Annotated in this window: 13 protein-coding genes; 2 read left to right on the forward strand and 11 right to left on the reverse strand. The window is 48.6% G+C overall.

All coding sequences use genetic code 11. The features are described 5' to 3' along the window. Positions 1-18: 18 nt before the first annotated feature. The 3 genes from DXA57_RS01585 to greA form a co-directional block, all read right to left on the reverse strand. Positions 19-1,413, reverse strand: a complete 1,395-nt coding sequence (locus DXA57_RS01585) for an NAD(P)/FAD-dependent oxidoreductase (RefSeq protein WP_117764149.1) — start codon at positions 1,411-1,413, stop codon at positions 19-21. An 83-nt stretch (positions 1,414-1,496) separates the two neighbouring features. Further along, the gene (locus tag DXA57_RS01590; protein ID WP_158571207.1) at positions 1,497-2,987 is read right to left on the reverse strand and encodes an LTA synthase family protein; all 1,491 of its coding nucleotides are present in this window, start codon (positions 2,985-2,987) and stop codon (positions 1,497-1,499) included. A gap of 25 nt (positions 2,988-3,012) precedes the next feature. Further along, the gene (gene greA / locus DXA57_RS01595; RefSeq protein WP_117764151.1) at positions 3,013-3,519 is read right to left on the reverse strand and encodes a transcription elongation factor GreA; all 507 of its coding nucleotides are present in this window, start codon (positions 3,517-3,519) and stop codon (positions 3,013-3,015) included. 195 nt (positions 3,520-3,714) lie between these two features. Between greA and DXA57_RS01600 the strand changes: the two genes are divergently transcribed. Then, positions 3,715-4,848 carry an endonuclease/exonuclease/phosphatase family protein gene (locus DXA57_RS01600; protein ID WP_117764152.1) on the forward strand — a complete coding sequence of 378 codons (1,134 nt, stop codon included), beginning with the start codon at positions 3,715-3,717 and terminating at the stop codon, positions 4,846-4,848. Positions 4,849-4,987: 139 nt separating this feature from the next. On the opposite strand, the gene DXA57_RS01605 is transcribed toward DXA57_RS01600, so the two are convergent. The 5 genes from DXA57_RS01605 to DXA57_RS01625 all read right to left on the reverse strand — a co-directional run bounded on the left by DXA57_RS01605 (position 4,988) and on the right by DXA57_RS01625 (position 13,754). Then, positions 4,988-6,361, reverse strand: a complete 1,374-nt coding sequence (locus DXA57_RS01605; protein ID WP_117764153.1) for a sodium-dependent transporter — start codon at positions 6,359-6,361, stop codon at positions 4,988-4,990. A 23-nt stretch (positions 6,362-6,384) separates the two neighbouring features. Further along, the gene (gene thyX / locus DXA57_RS01610) at positions 6,385-7,032 is read right to left on the reverse strand and encodes an FAD-dependent thymidylate synthase (protein ID WP_117764154.1); all 648 of its coding nucleotides are present in this window, start codon (positions 7,030-7,032) and stop codon (positions 6,385-6,387) included. A 281-nt stretch (positions 7,033-7,313) separates the two neighbouring features. After that, positions 7,314-7,853: a GNAT family N-acetyltransferase gene (locus DXA57_RS01615; protein WP_243005678.1), complete on the reverse strand. Its 540-nt coding sequence runs from the start codon at positions 7,851-7,853 to the stop codon at positions 7,314-7,316. 18 nt (positions 7,854-7,871) lie between these two features. Continuing rightward, positions 7,872-10,610 (reverse strand): translation factor GTPase family protein, encoded by a 2,739-nt coding sequence (locus DXA57_RS01620; protein WP_117764155.1) that lies wholly within the window; start codon positions 10,608-10,610, stop codon positions 7,872-7,874. 201 nt (positions 10,611-10,811) lie between these two features. After that, the gene (locus DXA57_RS01625; RefSeq protein WP_117764156.1) at positions 10,812-13,754 is read right to left on the reverse strand and encodes a tetratricopeptide repeat protein; all 2,943 of its coding nucleotides are present in this window, start codon (positions 13,752-13,754) and stop codon (positions 10,812-10,814) included. Between the two features lie 255 nt (positions 13,755-14,009). On the opposite strand from DXA57_RS01625, the gene DXA57_RS01630 reads away from it, so the two are divergent. After that, a complete protein-coding gene (locus DXA57_RS01630) occupies positions 14,010-15,392 on the forward strand; it encodes an alanine/glycine:cation symporter family protein (RefSeq protein WP_117764395.1) in 1,383 nt (460 codons plus the stop codon). A 7-nt stretch (positions 15,393-15,399) separates the two neighbouring features. Here the strand turns inward: DXA57_RS01630 and spoVAE are convergent, their stop codons facing one another. Genes spoVAE through DXA57_RS01645 form a run of 3 tightly spaced genes read right to left on the reverse strand, consistent with a single transcriptional unit; the run spans position 15,400 to position 17,380 of the window. Next, positions 15,400-15,756 (reverse strand): stage V sporulation protein AE, encoded by a 357-nt coding sequence (gene spoVAE / locus DXA57_RS01635; RefSeq protein ID WP_117764157.1) that lies wholly within the window; start codon positions 15,754-15,756, stop codon positions 15,400-15,402. A 50-nt stretch (positions 15,757-15,806) separates the two neighbouring features. Further along, positions 15,807-16,874: a stage V sporulation protein AD gene (gene spoVAD / locus DXA57_RS01640; RefSeq protein WP_117764158.1), complete on the reverse strand. Its 1,068-nt coding sequence runs from the start codon at positions 16,872-16,874 to the stop codon at positions 15,807-15,809. 47 nt (positions 16,875-16,921) lie between these two features. After that, positions 16,922-17,380, reverse strand: a complete 459-nt coding sequence (locus tag DXA57_RS01645) for a SpoVA/SpoVAEb family sporulation membrane protein (RefSeq protein ID WP_117764159.1) — start codon at positions 17,378-17,380, stop codon at positions 16,922-16,924. Between the last annotated feature and the right edge of the window lie 7 nt (positions 17,381-17,387).

The following is a 17,387-nucleotide window of genomic DNA, read 5'->3' on the forward strand; positions in this document are numbered from 1 at the left end:
TTCCGTCAGCACACAGATTCATGCTTCTCCTTCACTTCCATCCATCCGCTCTGCGATGGTTCTCGCCACATAGACGCCGCTGGCGGAGGCATGGGACAGGGAATGGGTCACGCCGCTTCCGTCACCGATGATGTACAGACCCGGATAGATGCTCTCCAGATGTTCGTCCAGAGAAACCTCCATATTGTAGAACTTGACTTCCACGCCATAAAGCAGGGTATCGTCATTGGCTGTTCCCGGAGCGATCTTATCCAGTGCATAGATCATCTCCACGATACCGTCCAGGATCCGTTTCGGCAGTACCAGGCTTAAATCTCCCGGCGTAGCTGCCAGGGTCGGCGTTACAAGCCCCTCCGCGATCCGTTTCTCATTGCTTCGTCTTCCTCGCTCCAGATCACCGAAACGCTGTACGATAACGCCGCCGCCCAGCATGTTGGAAAGGCTGGCAATGCTCTCACCGTAGCCGTTGCTGTCCTTGAAGGGCTCAGAGAAATGCTTTGCTACCAGAAGAGCAAAGTTGGTATTCTCTGTCTGCTTGTCCAGTCCCTCATAGCTGTGACCGTTTACAGTGACAATGCCGTTGGTATTCTCGCTTACCACGATGCCGTGGGGGTTCATACAGAAGGTACGGACATTGTCCTCAAACTGATGGGTACGGTAGACGATCTTGCTCTCATAAAGTTCATCGGTCAGGTCAGAGAAAATGACAGCCGGAAGCTCGACACGAACACCAAGATCCACACGGTTGGATTTGGTCGGAATCTCCATTTCCCTGCAGACGTTTTCCATCCATTTGCTTCCGCTTCTTCCAACGGAAACAATACATTGATCACAGTCGAAAGCTTCATCCGCACAGTGGATCCGGTACCCGCTTGCCAGTTTTTCCATTCTCTGCACCGGTTTGTCAAAATAAAATTCCACTTTATCTTTCAGTTCATTGAAAAGATTCTCCAGAACCACATAGTTGATATCGGTTCCCAAATGGCGTACCGAGGCATTCAGAAGATTCAGACCGTTCTGCATACAGATCTTTTTAAATCTGGTTCCTGCCGTAGAATAAAGCTTTGTTCCCTCTCCGCCATGGAGCAGATTGATCTCATCCACGTACTTCATCAGTTCGATAGCCGGCTGTTTACCGATATGTTCGTACAGAGTGCCGCCGAAATCATTGGTGATGTTGTATTTTCCGTCAGAAAATGCACCAGCTCCCCCAAAACCGCTCATGATGGAACAGCTCTTACAGTGGATACAGGACTTGATCTTCACACCGTCGATCGGACATTTTCTCTGGTTCAGCATGTGACCGGCCTCGAAGACAGCCACCTTCAGTTCCGGTTTCTTTTTCATCAGTTCATAAGCCGCAAAAATTCCTCCGGGACCTGCACCGATGATGATAATATCATAAGCTTTCATAGGCTTCCTCCTCTTTTTGTGTACTCTTTTTCTCTTTTGATTATACGAAAATTTCCCCTTGCAAACAAGGGGAAATCCGGCTTTTACGATTTGTTTTTTCCATACAGGAAATGCTTGTTATAGTAGTTATTTGTCTGTTTGATCTGCTCCGCCAGTTCTTCCGTTCCCATGGATTCACAAAGCGTTGCTTCTTCTGAAAAAAGATTGGTTCCCAGCCCCAGCCGGTTGCCCGGAATCTCCACACCAAGAGCTGCCAGTGTCGTCGGGAACAGATCCAGTGCACAGAAGATCCGGTCGTGCGGATCCGCAGCCTCTGCTGCCGGATGGACGATAACGTTGTAATCGGTCCGGTGAAAATCTTCCTCTACAGAATCCGAGTAAGCCGCATCCATCGTCAGATGATCCCCGCAGAGAACGACCGTGGTATTGTCCGCAAAGGGCTGCTCCTTAATCCATTTCACAAAATCAGAAAGCTGTCTGTCCGAGCAGGAAATTACGTTATAATAGGGATTTTCATACGTATCCTCACAGAGTTCACAGGTATAGCCCTCCACACAATGAGTGTCCATGGTTGCCATGGTCAGATTGAAGGGTTCCCCTGTCTCATACAGCCGGTTCAGTTCTTCCTTTGCAAACGCAAAAAGCTTTTCATCCTCAAACCCCCACCACTCATAATAATCCTCCGGTATCCAGCCGTTTTCTTTTGCATAGGTATAATCCCGGATCGCATAATCTCCATGCTGCTGAAAGTAGTGATCTGTTCCTGCAAAAGCCGCCTCCGAACCGATCAGAAGTTCCTGTTGATAGCCTTCTTTTTCCAGAATCTGTCCAAGCGTCGTAACTCCCGGAAGAAAGGTCTCATACATATTATAATCATTGCGGGCCAGAGGGATGGAAAGCGGGATCCCACTGGTCTGTGCTACCATGGAAGCCATCGTCCAGCTGCAGTTCGCCATCTCGGTCATCCCGTAACCTTCCGGCTCTGAAAAATACGTACTTCCCTTTTCCCGCTGAAGCGTTGTCAGATTCGGAAGCAGATTTTCCTCCTGAAATCCGCCGTACTCTCTGGAAGCAAAGGTCTGCTCAAAGGATTCCAGGAAAATATAGACCAGATTCCTTTTTTTCTCCGGAAAAGTCAGTTCTACCGTGTTGGGATCAACGTAATACGTTTCATAAAGCTTTGATGCATGCGTCTGTGCATAAAGATAAGACGGAATGTCAAACCGCCAGATTCCATATCCGGCAGAAGCCAGAAGACAAAGGGCGGAAAACACCAGAAGATGTTTCCGAAGTCCCGTCAGAATCCGAAATTTAAAAATCCTCTCCGGTTTTCTTAAAAGAAGCCAGAGCAGAAGTCCCGTCACTGCACAGGGCGGAACTGCATACAAGAGATAATTCCAGACGATATCCGAATTGGTTCCGGTCATGGGAACCCGCATCTGGAAGATCAGTTTATCCATTGTCAGGTCGGCAAAGTAATTTTCCATCCAGACAAAAGAAGCACTCATCCATACGGCCAGTAAAAGCAGAATGACTGCCGCTTTTTTCGTATTTTTATGTTTTTGTCTTTTCAATGTTATCTTCCCCCTGAATCCCGGATCAGAATCCGCGGATCGCATCGGAACCGTCATCCTCTGTATTTTCGATGGAGCGGATTACTACATAATACGTATAAGAATCACTGACCTTCACAGCTACCCGATCTCCTACTTTATGCCCAAGAATGGCTTTTCCAAGCGGAGATTCCGTACTGATCCTGCCGGAAAGGGAATTTCCCCTGATAGAAGTGACCAGCTTATAGGTCTCTGTTTCATCATCCTCTTCCATATAGAGCTGAACGGTATTATTCAGTCCCACCTCATCTTCCCTGGAGTTATCCGTAATGATCTCTGCATTTTTGATCATCCTTTCCAGGTAACGGATACGGCTCTCATTCTTATTTTTGTCCCTTTTTGCTGCATAATATTCAAAGTTTTCACTCAGATCCCCCTGAGCTCTGGCTTCTTTCACTGCCTCAATGGCTTCTTTTCTCACCACAAGTTTTCGATGATCGATCTCTTCCTGAAGGCGTTCCACATCTTTCTTCGTCAATTTTTCGTGATACATGCTATTTCTCCTCTCACATGCTTGCAGATATCGTACTCCGATATCTGTCCGAAGTCTTATTCTACCACTGGAAACAGAAATTGACAACAAAAGAGGCTGACGGAAAATCTTAAAAATATCTGAACAGGAAGATACTTGCCCGACAACCCAAAATTGATTATACTGTAGACAAGAAAAAATCTGGAGGTTTTATCTATGCATCAAAAGAAAAAGAGCAAAAAACATGGCATCGGCTGGACATTACTGAAGATCTGTGCCGGAATTGCCGGAACTCTGGTCGTTGTACTTGGGATTTATATCATTTACCTTTTTGCAAGCTACCACAGGATTGAAGATAACCTGGAGCTGACAGTGGAAAAGCCCTCCGGAGCAGCTACGGATCATCCGGAAAACACAGAAAAACAGCTGCAGACCGGAAAAGAATATTCCGCACTGACCTACAACATCGGCTTTGGAGCCTATACGCCGGATTTCAGCTTTTTCATGGATGGCGGAAAATCTTCCTGGGCAAAGAGCAAAGAAAGTGTACTGGAAATCATTCAGGGTGCCGGAGCACTGGCTGCTTCCTATGACCCTGATTTTGCCTTGATTCAGGAGGTGGATCTCGATGCCACCAGAAGCTATCATGTGAACGAATACGACCTTTTAAAAGAAAGCTTTCCGGACTATGATTCCGTATTTGCCATGAACTACGATTCCGCTTTTCTTTTTTATCCGTTCACTCAGCCCCACGGACGCAGTCAGGCCGGCTTAAGCCTGTTTTCCCGATATCCGGTCACTTCCTCTCTCCGGCGAAGCTTTCCGGTATCCACTTCCTTCAGCAAATTTTTTGATCTGGACCGCTGCTACAGCATTTCCCGGATCCCGGTGGAGAACGGCAGGGAGCTGGTGATTTTTGAGCTCCACATGTCCGCTTACGGAAACAGTGATGCCATCCGTGAAGGTCAGATCAGCATGCTCTGTGAGGATATGAAAACCGAATATGAGGCAGGAAACTATGTGCTTTGCGGCGGAGATTTCAACCATGATCTCAAAGCCTCTGAAGACGATTCTTCCACGCATGAATCCTGGGCTTATCCGTTCCCAAGAGAAAGCCTTCCGGAACATTTTACCTTCTGTCTGGATCTTTTATCCGAAAAAGAAAAAGCGGATCTCTGGGACAGTGCCCGGAATGCCGATATGGAATATGTGCCAGGTGTAACCTACACCGTTACCCTCGATGGCTTCATCATCTCCGACAACCTGGAGTGTCTTTCCTATGAAAACATCAATACCGGTTATTCCTGCTCCGACCATGATCCGGTATATCTGAAATTTAAACTGAAATAAGAATCCTGCCCGGAAAGTTTTTTGTTTTTATTTCAGAATGATGGCAACGCTTATGAATCTCAGGCAAAAATTGCGAATGTCCGCTTTAGAATCGCTAAAAAATGCAGCTCATGTGAATTTCACACATGAGCTGTATTTTTTACATCGATATCCATCCAAAAGCGTTTGCGACAGAACTGATCAGAATAATAGCTGCAAAAACCGGGCATAAGTAGCGGATCATGAAAGCAAAGATCTTCTTTCTCCGGAAAGTACCATTCTCAAGAAGCACCTCTTCTTCAATTCTCTTTGTCCCCACTACTCTGGACACCAGGATACAGGTTGCGATCGCCGCAATGGGCATCATGACGGAGTTCGTCAGGAAATCAAAGAAATCCAGAAACTGCATGCCAAGGATCTTTACCCCATCCAGAGGACCATAGCCCAGAGAAGACAGGGAACCCAGAACCACCATGATCACTCCCACGATAAGAGCAGATTTTTTCCGGCTCCAGCCCAGTTCATCCTGGAATGTAGAGACGGCACTCTCCGTCAGTGCAATCGAGCTTGTAAGCGCCGCACAGAGGACCAGAAGGAAAAACAGGATCCCGACGAAAGTTCCAAGACCCATACTTGCAAAAACCTTCGGGATCGTGATGAACATAAGGGAAGGACCTGCCTTCAGACTTTCCGCATCACCACCGGAAAATGCAAACACGGCAGGAATGATCATCAGACCTGCCATAATGGCAATGGCCGTATCAAAGATCTCTACATTTTGTGTCGATCCCTCAATGGAAATATCTTTTTTCATATAAGAACCGAATGTAATCAAAATTCCCATGGCAATGGAGAGCGAATAAAACATCTGTCCCATAGCAGTCACAACTGTCATCCATGAAAAATTCTTCACATTGGGAATCAGGAAATATTTTACACCTTCCAGTGCCCCCGGTCTTGTCATGGAAAAAACAGCAATGATCACAGAAAGAACCACCAGAACAGGCATCATACACTTTGACACCCGCTCCACTCCGTTTCTGACTCCGGCATAAATGATCCCTATCGTCAGCAGGGTAAAGATCAGAAAACAGATTTCTGTGGCTGCTCCATCAGAAATAAAGCCTGAAAAATAACCATCCGCTGCCAGGCCTGCCCCCTGACCTGTAAGGTAACTGAACAGATATTTGATCACCCATCCGCCGATCACAGAATAGTAGGGAACGATCAGCACCGGAATAATGGCGTTGATCCAGCCGCCGAAAGACAGCCACTTCGATTTTCCAAAAGAAGCATATGCTCCCACCGGGCTTTTTCTGGTCATACGTCCCAGCGTCGTTTCTGCCATGATCATGGTATATCCAAAGGTAAGGGCCAGTATAATATAGACCAGCAGGAAAATTCCTCCGCCGTATTTTGCCGCCAGATAAGGGAAGCGCCAGATATTTCCCAGTCCGACCGAAGCTCCGGCTGCTGACAGCACAAATCCCAGTTTTCCTGAAAAAGTACTTCGTTTATTATGATGTGTATCCATAGATTTTCTCCCGTTTTTATCTTTTATTCTGCCGTCAGATCTTCAAAGAACAACGGATATCTCTCCTGGAACTCTTTGAGGATCAAACGGGTGATCTCACGGATCTGGGGATGCGCAGCCTTGGCACCGCGAAGACGGATGAAATGTCTCCATTCCCGGAGATCCATTGTCATAACGATCTCTGTTTTCAGAGAGTTCGGAAGGATGCTTCTGGCCTCTTCAGCCCGGGCTCCCAGTTCCAGCATCCTGAAGTAATATTTTTCTGCGGATTCCATAGCTTCCTGCCAGAGCAGATATTTCTGACGGTCTTCCTCTTTATTCAAGTCATAGGCAAAACCGTTTGCAAGATCGATACAGGAAATCTGATTTTCAAATTTATCCTTTGAATAATTGCAGTAACGGGTACTCTCCTGGCTGTAGCTGGCCAGACGATGACGGACGATCTCATGCGTCACTCCACGGTCGCAGATCACTTTCACCGTGATCCCTGCATGCTCAATGACGGATTCATGACCTCTTTTCAGAATGTTCCGGATAAAACGCTCTGCGGAACCGTCCTCAATGCTTTCCTCACTCTTGTAGCAGACACGTCCTGCTCTCTCCACTCTTTTTAACATTTCCTCGTAAGGCTCTGTGCTGATGATTTCTATGCTTGCCGGTACGATCTTCATCCTTGGTTCGCTCCTCTCTTATCTTTTCCTGCCTATTCTGGCAGACCCTTTTCGTCTGACAGCTGTTCGCAGGTTTTCTTTTCGGGATTTTGACAGATTCATGCCAAAACATCTCTCAGGACCGTGGCCCTGAATAGTTACTTCAGACAGCTTGTCCGCTTCTCTCTGTAAGTATTTCCGCATGTTCTTTTTTCATGCGGTATCGGAACTATGTTACCACAGATCGTACGGTCACGCAATGTTTAGTTACCAGAGGCTTCATAGGCCGTTTTATCCTGTGATTACAGCACATACTCCAGCTGCCGGTCTTTCGGAGCGTTTTTCATGTGTTCTTCATCCGGCTCCTGGGCATCCGTGCAGCCTAACGCCCGGTAAAAGAGCTGGCTTTCGATCGCCGGATTTGCAGCGATATAAAGCTTCTGTCCGCCCATGGCCAGAGCCCAGCCGGCAGCCAGATGAAAGAGCCGGGTGCCGATCCCCCGTCCTCTCATATCTCTGGAAACATGAAGGCTGGTAAGATCCCGGTAGGTTCCTGCATAGCCCAGCGGATTCCCGGAAACAGAAGCAAAGCCTTTTACCGCATTTCCTTCAAAAGCACCAAAGACCACGCCGCCTTCCCGGATCGTATCCTGAAGACAGGCCAGCAGAAATTCATAATCTTCCTTTGACCATTCCTCCACCAGGGATACCGGCCGTTCTACCCAGGCATCCCCCTGTTTCTGAAGCTGCCGGTCCACATTCTGCCGGCGCTGGAATTTCCGGAAAAGCTCCAGTTTCAGTTCTTCCATCTCTATCTTTCGATATATCAGTGTATCGTCCATTGTTTTTCCCCTTTTTGATTATTTGCTCCCTTTTTTCTTTCCATCCTCCATGGTACGCCGTCCCAGGCGCACATCCTCCATCAGTTCCGCCATTTCTCCCGGAAGCTGATGGATCAGGAGGTTTTTCGACGGCTCCTGCCGATTCAGATAATCACCGCGGATCTCTCTGCTGGCAGCCTCCATCTCTTCTCTGAGACCTTTCGCAGAAAGCCTTCTGGCTCCCTGTCCCAGAATGATCACCTGTTCCAGTCCGTCTGATGTTGCCACCGTCACTCCGTATTTCCGGCCAATGGCATGAACCGTTTTTTCGATATACTGGTCTGCCGTTTCCGCCTCTTTTGTATAAACGATATGAATGTTGTGGTATTTCACTACTTCTCCCGGATTTCCTTCTACCTTATAGGCGTCAAAGACGAGGATCACATGGCATTTCCGGTAACCCTGATAATTACACAGAAGGTCTGCCAGCTTGTTTCTGGCACCTTCCATATTCACCCTGGAAAGCTCATTTAAATCCTCCCAGGAAAAAATAATGTTGTAGCCGTCCACCAGCAGATACTGCTCCTGCGGGGCCTCTTTCTTTACCGGCCGGCAGGTCTGTGTGCTTTCAGAAGAAGAACGGCGGACTCTTTTTTCCAAAGATCCCCGCTCCTTTCTGACCGGGCCATACGTCCGTTCAAAAATGGCTTTCAGTTCATCCTCCGATGCATAACCTTCCGAAGCCGCTTCTCTCTGCCTCCGGATACTCTCCGTGACCGGCAGACCTTCCGGTTCTTCCTTTGGACTGCTGCCGCCCCAGGCACTTTCCAGGTGCATATAAGCTTCCACCTGATCCCAGTCCACCACAAAACCGGCTCCATGAGCGCAGAAAACAGAGCCTGTGGGATTTTCCGTATCGCCTTCCGGATCGTAAGCGGAAAGAGCCACGATCTCCTCGCTGTTATGGCAGGGCTCATAACCTTTCAGGGCAACGGAAAGTCTTCCTCTGCCTCTGCTGTAAGCTGTCACCTCTCTTGGATAGCCACGCATGGCAGAAACCGGTGCCGTACCGGTAAGGACTGCTGTTTCCCCATCCAGCTCCGGTCCGGAAAAATTCCCGTTCATCCGCTGGATATCCGCCATTGCCCTGCCGACCAGATCTGCCGGGAGCTCCAGCCGGTACTCATACACCGGCTCCAGAAGAATACTTTTCGCTTTTCGAAGCCCCTGGCGTACCGCCCGGTAGGTCGCCTGACGGAAATCGCCGCCTTCCGTATGTTTGATGTGCGCACGCCCGGTAAGAAGTGTGATCTTCATATCTGTGATCTCAGAACCAGTAAGCACGCCCGGATGCTTTTTCTCTTCCAGATGAGTCAGGATCAGCCGCTGCCAGTTCCGGTCGAGCACGTCTTCACTGCACACGGTATCAAAGGTAAGGCCGCTGCCCCGTTCTGCCGGTTCCAGCAGAAGATGAACCTCTGCATAATGACGCAACGGTTCGAAATGCCCCACACCTTCGACCGGTTCCAGGATCGTCTCCTTATAAACGATATTTCCGTCTCCAAATTCCACATCCAGCTGAAAACGGTCACGGATCAGGCTTTTTAATATCTCGATCTGCACTTCTCCCATGACCTGTGCATGGATCTCGCTGAGCCGTTCATTCCAGACAATGTGAAGTTCCGGAATCTCCTCTTCCAGTTTGAGAAGCTTCAGAAAGGTTTCGTGGACGTTGGTTCCTTCCGGAAGCTCGATCCGATAGGTCAGTACCGGCTCCAGAATGGGAAGACTGCCTTCTGCCTCTTCACCCAGACCCTCTCCGGCGAAAGTCTTGCTTAAACCTGTGACCGCACAGATGCTTCCCGGACCGGCTTCATTTACTGTCTGATAACCGGATCCGGAATACAGACGGATCTGATCTGCTTTTTCTTCCCAGATCTCACTTTCTTCCATGCCTTCCCGACGATTGGTCAGCGGCATTTTTACTCTCAGCACCCCTCCTGTCACCTTCAGATGAGTCAGGCGGCTGCCGGCCTCGTCCCTGCTGATCTTATAGACTCTGGCAGAAAACGCTTCCCTGCAGACAGCAGAAGAAGCATACATTTCCAGTCCTTTTAAAAGCTCCTCCACTCCCTGGATCTTTAAAGCGGAGCCAAAAAAGCAGGGAAACAGCTTTCTCCCAGCAATGGCTTTCTTTAGCGTTTCCCGGTCCAGCCTGCCGCTTTCGAGATATTCCTCCAGAAGACTTTCCTCACTCATGGCGGCTTCTTCCGCAAAAGCGGCGTAATCCGTCTCCTCCTGGTTGAAATCCACACAGTTTCCGTCCAGTCTTTTTTTCAGTTCCGAAAGAAGCGTTTCCCGGTCCGTCCCTTCCTGGTCCATCTTATTCACAAAGAGAAACACCGGGATCCGATAATATTTCAAAAGCTTCCAGAGTGTCTCCACATGGCCCTGGACACCGTCTGCTCCGCTGATGACCAGCACTGCTGCATCCAGAACCTGTAAGGTACGTTCCATTTCCGCAGAAAAATCCACATGGCCCGGTGTGTCCAGAAGCGTCACTTCCCGTTCTCCCAGCTTCAGTCTTGCCTGCTTGGAAAAAATCGTGATCCCTCTGGAACGCTCCAGTTCATAATTGTCCAGAAAGGCATCGCCGTGATCCACCCGGCCGATCTTACGGATACTTCCACGAAGATAAAGGATACTCTCCGCCAGGGTGGTTTTTCCCGCATCTACATGGGCGAGAATGCCCAGTGTCAGTTTTTCTGTATGATCCATAAAAATTTTCCTTCAATCTCTTGATACTCTCCGTCTGGCTGCCGGTACTTTCTCTGCTGTTCCGGCAGACTCCTGCAGTCAGTCCGCAATTACGTTTTATTCTATCATTTTCCGGACCGCTTTACCAGAAAAAAATGAACAGAAACCAAAAAACGGAAAAAGCGTCCGAAAGACTTTCGTCCTGCAAACGCTTTTTCCCGTTTATTTTCCATTCAGTTCTTCATTTCTTTTTTCTGCTGCCAGGCGCTTGGGATGCTCCGGTGCATAATGATTCTGAAATCCCTGCAAAGCTGTTTTCAGATATTTCTTTTCCTTTTCCGTTTCTCCCAGCATCCGGAATGCCCGCGCCAGATTCCAGGCGGGCTCCGCACAGGCGATCTCTCCCAGCTTTTTTTCTTCAGCCAGCTGGTAAGCCTCCTTCAGATAAAGCACGGCTTCTCCCGGCAGTCCGTCATCCAGATAGGTCACACCGATGTTGTTGTCCGTCAGGGAAAGGGTATTTCCCTGATCGTAAGCATTTTTCAGCAGTCCTTTTCTCATCAGAAACTGATTCTCCAGCGCCTTTTTCCGGTTTCCCACTCGATTATAGGCCGTTCCCAGTTCTCCGCAGGCTGCAAGATAATTGATATGATTCTTTCCGTAAAACTCTTCCAGCATTTTTTTATGACGTTCCAGAAACGTAAGCGATTCCTCCAGGTTTCCACGGCAGGCAGCCATCTGCCCTTTTATTTGGACCAGACAGAGCAGAAGCCCCGGCGGATTTCCGGTTTTCTTTACCACATCTTCCAGAAGCTCGATCGTCTGAGCGGCTTCTTTGTTTTCTCCGATCCCCAGGTGCGTCATCCCCTTCATGTAAAGGATCATTCCGAGAAGTTCTCCAAAACCGCCATCCACGACTCTCTCCAGCCTGACCTTTTCTTTCTCTTCCCATCTTTTTTCTACGGGAACCGCATGACAAAGGAGCAGCCAGATCCCGTGTTCAAAGCATGTGATCGCTGCTGAAAATTCTGTCCGGTAATAGCAGCACTGCCCCCGGAGGAATTCTCCGTACACTTTGAAGGTCAGACTTTCCGTACATAAAAGGACCCTGACACTGAACGTTTCTGTTTCTGTAAGCTTTCCCAGTGCAAGAAGGTGCTGGCTGTAATTGATAATCACATGCAGGAGTCTGTCTTCGGGAAGAAGTCCTTTCTCTATGTAAGTAACAAGCTGATCACTATAATCAGAAACATTCGTCATAAATTCCAGCTGAAGACTCCTGGCCAGAAAGCGATTTTCCTCTGACAGACCCACGCACCGCTCGATAAGCCTTTCCAGTTTTTCTCCTGCCTGATAGCGTTTCCTCATATAAAAAAGAGCTTTCAGTCCCAGTCCCACCAGATGGTCACTGACCGTTCCGCAGATGGAAGAAACTGCATTCCAGATCATCCAGGCGATCTCTTCCATGACCGGATCCTCTGCCGGTCCCGGCTGTCCGTCAAAGAAACACTTTTCTGCCCGCTCCCAAAAAGGAAGGAACTCTTCTTCTGCCGGTGCTTTCATCCGGATACTCTCGGCAATGACCGGATGCATCCGGTAGCCGTCTTCTGTGTTTTCCAGCCAGCCAAGTGCTGAGAGCTTCTTCAGTTCTTCCTCCAGAAACTCTCCTTTTTTTAGAAAGCCCTGAAAAAACATTCTCGTAAAGGCAATGGATATCTCACGATAAGGCAGGATCGCAAAGATACGTACCAGTTGTCCGCCGGTTTCGGAAGTTCCGGACAGCTGATAAAGCCGCCGGTACATATCACGAAGTCCTGCGTCTCCTGTCGTTTCCACCCAGGCAGTCTCCAGTTCACTTTCCAGTTCCTCCAGCGTCCAGAGTTTTTCCCCTGCTGCCTTTCCAAGAAGGCGAAGTGTCAGAGGATGCTGGAAGATCTGCTTTTCCAACAGCTGATTTAAGCTTTCTCTTTCTTCCATCGTAAGCGTACGCTCATAGTTATCACGAAAGATCAGACCAAGCGCACTTTTTCCTGGTGTCCCCACCAGAAAACTCCGGAATCCTTCCAGTTTTTCCATCCGGCTGGAGACAAAAACAGTACAGGAAAGGTCTTTCAGTTCCAGAAGTGTCGGATCTTCTTTTTCTGTATGGTCAACATTGTCCATAAAAAGAACGGTCTTTTTTCCGGAAAGACGATAGAGACCTTCGTGAAAACGCTTCTCCGGATCTTCTCCCTCCAGATCCTGAAAGCTCCTGTTTATGCTTTCTGAAAGAGTATTGACATACTGGACCACAGCGATCTTTCTGGCTTTTCCTTCTCTTTCACACCAGATCAGGAGCTGACGGAGAAGTTCCGTCTTTCCCATGCCTCCAAGACCCGTAAGCAGGAATTTTCCTCCACTTTCCAACATTTCCTTCAGATCATAGAGTTCCTCTTCTCTTCCGAAAAAATGTTCCACGTCCAGAGGGGCCACACAGAGTTCGCTGTTTCTCGAAGTGAGGAAGACGGGTTGGTGCTTCGCCTGCTCCTGCTCCATTTTTTTCCACAGAAATTCCGGTGCCAGATCTTTCCGTTTCCGGAGTTCCTTCATTTTTTCCATATCCATCTGGTCACCGGCCATGGCATGAAGTGAAAGCATGCTCAGAAGCCAGCCTGCCAGAAAGCGTTCCGGCAGTTTCTTCCGGTTTTTTTCTATATCACTGACCCAGGCAAGAAGATTTCCTGCACATTCTCCGGAAAGCCAGGGATCTTCCCTTTCCGCTTCCAGAAGAAATTCTTTCAGTTTTATAAGAAAAACAGAATGATCATACTCCCGTTCCGTCAGAAATTTTTCAAAAAGCCGAAGCTGCTTTCCAAAGCTCTCTGCCGTCAGTCCGTCCAGTACCTCCTGAATATAGACTTCATACAGCGGAAAATCAGCCCGACGATTACAGATTTCAGAATGATAACGGTTTCTGCTACCGCTGGTCCTCCAGATCAGCCGTCCGTGAACGGTATTTCTCCACTCATACAAAAGATACTCATCCCAGAAACGGACCAGTGTGAGCCCCTTCTTGTTTTTTCTCCGAAGGATCCCGGTGGAATAGACCGGGTAATCCTTCGCTGTAAGCAGGCGGTACAGATTTTTCAGGGAAAGCTGTACATTGTTTCTGCTTTCTGTAGCCATCCTTATATTCTCCCTTTTCTTTTTCCTAAATGATGATGCAGAGCAGGTCTTATCTTTTCCGTTTCCGGCTCCGCTTTCTGATTATAAATACTATCATAAGCATCCTGGCAAAACAACGACTGGAAACGCTTTTGCGCTTTTTGTACACGAAGTTGTCTTTTTTGTTCACAAAAAAGACAACAACAGGAAGAATGGTTTACACAAACCGTTTCTTATGGCATAATGGAGAAAGTTCTAAAGAAACGAGGAAATGTTATGATCATTCAAGTAATCAGCACCATCTACAACTTTCTCTGGGGCGATCTCATCCAGATCCCGCTTCCCGGAGGCAGCAGCATCGGTATTTCTCTCCTGATCCTGCTTTTGATCCCAACCGGCATCTTTTTCACCATCAGAACCCGTTTTCTTCCGATCCGGCTCTTTCCGGATATGCTCCGGGCGCTGAAAGGAACGAAAGGCAGCAAAAACAGCCTCTCCTCCTTCCAGTCTCTCATCATATCCACCGCCACCCGGGTGGGGATGGGAAATCTGGTCGGTGTCGTGGCTGCTGTTTCTGCCGGCGGCGCCGGAGCCGTTTTCTGGATGTGGATCACCGCCATCATCGGTTCTTCTACAGCATTTATTGAAGCGACTCTTGCCCAGCTGCACAAAGAAGAGGATCCTCTCTATGGCGGATACCGCGGAGGACCTGCCTATTATATCCATCATCTGATGGAGGAACGGCTGGGACGGAAAAAAAGATACATGCTGTTTTCTGTACTGTTTGCCATCTCCGGCCTGATCTGCTGGTGCGGCATCAGTCAGGTTATCAGTAACTCTGTCGCTTCTTCTTTTGAGAACGCTTTTTCCATCCCGCCCCTTTACACAAGCATCCTTCTGGTGATCATTTCTGCAATCATCGTTCTCAGAAAACATGCAACGGTAAAGGTTCTGGATACCATTGTCCCCATTATGGCAGTCTGCTACTTCTTCATCACGCTCTTTATCATCGCAGTCAATTACCGTCTGCTTCCCGGCGTTTTTGCCCGGATCTTTGAAGAAGCCTTTGGAGTGCGCCAGGCAGTAGCCGGCGGTTTCGGTGCCGTTCTCATGAATGGAGTGAAAAGAGGACTTTTCTCCAATGAAGCCGGTTCCGGCTCTGCTCCCTGTGCGGCAGCCGCAGCAGAATGCGATCAGCCCGCCAAGGCCGGTCTGGTTCAGGCGTTCGGTGTCTTCATCGACACCATCGTGATCTGCAGCTGTACCGCCATGATCATGCTTCTTGTTCCGGAAGATCTGATTTCCGGTCTTTCCGGTATGACACTCCTGCAGAAAGCCATGGATTACCATCTGGGACAGTTCGGCGTGATCTTCATTGCACTCACGCTGTTCCTCTTCAGCTTTTCCACTTTTCTCGGCATTATTTTCTATGCCAGAAGCAATGTGGCTTATCTTTTCGGAGATAAATGGTGCTGGCAGACCCTCTATAAAATTCTGGCTCTGGTCATGCTCTTCATCGGCGGTATCGCAACTTATACCTTCGTATGGGATCTTGGCGATGTGGGGATCGGTCTTATGACCATTTTCAATATCATCGCTCTTTATCCCCTCTCAGGTCAGGCTCTGAAAGAACTGGAACGATACGAAAAAGACCACTGAGCTGATCTTATTCTTTCATCTTTGGCTGAAAAACAAGACTTGCCAGATAAGAAAAAATCAAGGCGGCAGAAATACCTGCGGCACTGGCTGTAAAGCCGCCCGTAAAAAGCCCCAGGAAACCTTCCTCATCCACAGCTTTTCTTATCCCCTGATAAAGGGTGTTTCCAAAGCCCAGAAGAGGAACGCCTGCCCCGGCTCCGGCAAAAGCCTTTAATGGTTCATAAATCCCAAGGAAGCCCAAGACCGCACCGGAACAGACCAGCAGGACCATAACTCTGCCCGGCATAAGTTTTGTCCGGTCTAAAAGGATCTGGACCAGTGCACAGATCAGACCTCCCACCCAGAATGCATGGATATATTCCATATCATTTTCCTCCATTATTAATGGTCGATATCCACAGGCCTGCAGGCATCCTATTGCTGCAGGCCTGTTTCATTATGTTCCAGTACCACTGCATGAGCGATTCCCGGAACACTCTGCCCTTCATTATAGCTCACGGTTGACAAAAGGGCGCCTGTCGGTACAAAAAGCACCCGTTTCCATTCACCGGAAACAAGCTTCGGCAGGATCAGCGCAGCCAGAGTCACTGCAGAGCAGCCGCAGCCGCTTCCACCGGAATGCGTATCCTGCTTTTCCTGATCAAAAATCTCAATGCCGCAGTCCATATGCTGTTCCTTGATCCTGATCCCCTTTTCTTCCAAAAGTTCCAGAAGGAGTCTTTTTCCCACATATCCCAGATCTCCGGTGATGATCCGGTCGTAATCCTCCGGTTTTCTTTTCAGATCTTTTAAATTCTGTTCAATGGTATCCGCAGCGGCCGGAGCCATACAGGCTCCCATATTCAGAGAATCCTTCACTCCGTAATCCACAATCTTTCCTGGTGTCACTTCCGGGATCCTCACCTTTCCTCCTCTTTTCCCAAGCAGAAAAGCACCGGCTCCGGTCACTGTCCAGGTCGCGGAAAGAGGCCGCTGATTTCCGTATTCCAGAGGAAAACGAAACTGCTTCTCTGCTCCGCCAAAATGACTGCTGGTGACAACTGCCACATGGTCTGCAAAGCCTCCCGCCACCGTCATGGCTGCCAGACACAGTGCTTCCCCGCAGGTGGAACAGGCTCCGTAAAGACCAAACAGCGGGATTCCCAGCTCCTTTACCCCAAAAGATGTGGCAATGAGCTGTCCTAACAGATCGCCCCCGAAAAGGAAACGGATCTCTTTCTCCTGCATGCCTGTCTTTTCCAGAACCTTTTCCAGTGCTGCACGCTGTATGGCGCTTTCTGCTTCTTCCCAGGTGGCTTTTCCAAAAAAAGGATCCTCAAACACCTGATCAAACCGGTCTCCCAGAGGACCCTCCCCTTCTTTTTTGCCTGCGATGCTGGCCGCACACAAAAGATGTACCGCCTCGTCAAAACGGATGCTCTGTTTTCCTGTCATTTCCGCCTGTTTCTTTTTTTCTTCCACTTTTCCGGTTCCTCCTTCCATTTCTGCCTTCTGTCAGACGTTTCCGTTTCAGAAGACAAGCTACCTGTTTAGCCCCGTAAGAAACCAAAGGCCCAGTAAATAAGTCCCAGCCCCCAGCTGGTGATGATGCCATACAGAATCACAGGTCCTGCAATGGTGAAAATTTTGCATCCGATACCAAAGATCTGTCCTTCTTTCTGGTATTCGATGGCCGGAGCAGCCACCGAATTGGCAAAGCCCGTGATGGGAACCAGTGTTCCTGCACCTCCGAATCTGGCAATTTTCGGATAGAGATTAAAACCGGTGAGTATCACGCTGCCTAATACCAGAAGCAGAGAACACCAGCTGCCTGCCACATCCGGGTCCAGTCCCTGCGCTTTGCAGAAATTTAAGATCACCTGCCCCAGAAGACAGATTGTTCCTCCTGTCAGAAAAGCACCTGCCATATTTTTCAGAAGATTATGCTTCGGTGTAACCTGCTCTACATAGTCTCTGTACTGCTGCTTTCTTTGTTCGTTCCTGTCCATATTGTCC

The sequence above is a fragment of the Blautia sp. OF03-15BH genome (assembly GCF_003463065.1).
Taxonomy (GTDB): Bacteria; Bacillota; Clostridia; order Lachnospirales; family Lachnospiraceae; genus Limivivens.

Bases quoted from the DNA above. Each gene is read 5' to 3' on its own strand.
- DXA57_RS01585 (WP_117764149.1), bottom strand. From the start codon at position 1,413: ATGAAAGCTTATGATATTATCATCATCGGTGCAGGTCCCGGAGGAATT.
- greA (WP_117764151.1), bottom strand. From the start codon at position 3,519: ATGTATCACGAAAAATTGACGAAGAAAGATGTGGAACGCCTTCAGGAA.
- DXA57_RS01600 (WP_117764152.1), top strand. From the start codon at position 3,715: ATGCATCAAAAGAAAAAGAGCAAAAAACATGGCATCGGCTGGACATTA.
- DXA57_RS01605 (WP_117764153.1), bottom strand. From the start codon at position 6,361: ATGGATACACATCATAATAAACGAAGTACTTTTTCAGGAAAACTGGGA.
- thyX (WP_117764154.1), bottom strand. From the start codon at position 7,032: ATGAAGATCGTACCGGCAAGCATAGAAATCATCAGCACAGAGCCTTAC.
- DXA57_RS01615 (WP_243005678.1), bottom strand. From the start codon at position 7,853: ATGGACGATACACTGATATATCGAAAGATAGAGATGGAAGAACTGAAA.
- DXA57_RS01620 (WP_117764155.1), bottom strand. From the start codon at position 10,610: ATGGATCATACAGAAAAACTGACACTGGGCATTCTCGCCCATGTAGAT.
- DXA57_RS01625 (WP_117764156.1), bottom strand. From the start codon at position 13,754: ATGGCTACAGAAAGCAGAAACAATGTACAGCTTTCCCTGAAAAATCTG.
- DXA57_RS01630 (WP_117764395.1), top strand. From the start codon at position 14,010: ATGATCATTCAAGTAATCAGCACCATCTACAACTTTCTCTGGGGCGAT.
- spoVAE (WP_117764157.1), bottom strand. From the start codon at position 15,756: ATGGAATATATCCATGCATTCTGGGTGGGAGGTCTGATCTGTGCACTG.
- spoVAD (WP_117764158.1), bottom strand. From the start codon at position 16,874: ATGGAAGGAGGAACCGGAAAAGTGGAAGAAAAAAAGAAACAGGCGGAA.
- DXA57_RS01645 (WP_117764159.1), bottom strand. From the start codon at position 17,380: ATGGACAGGAACGAACAAAGAAAGCAGCAGTACAGAGACTATGTAGAG.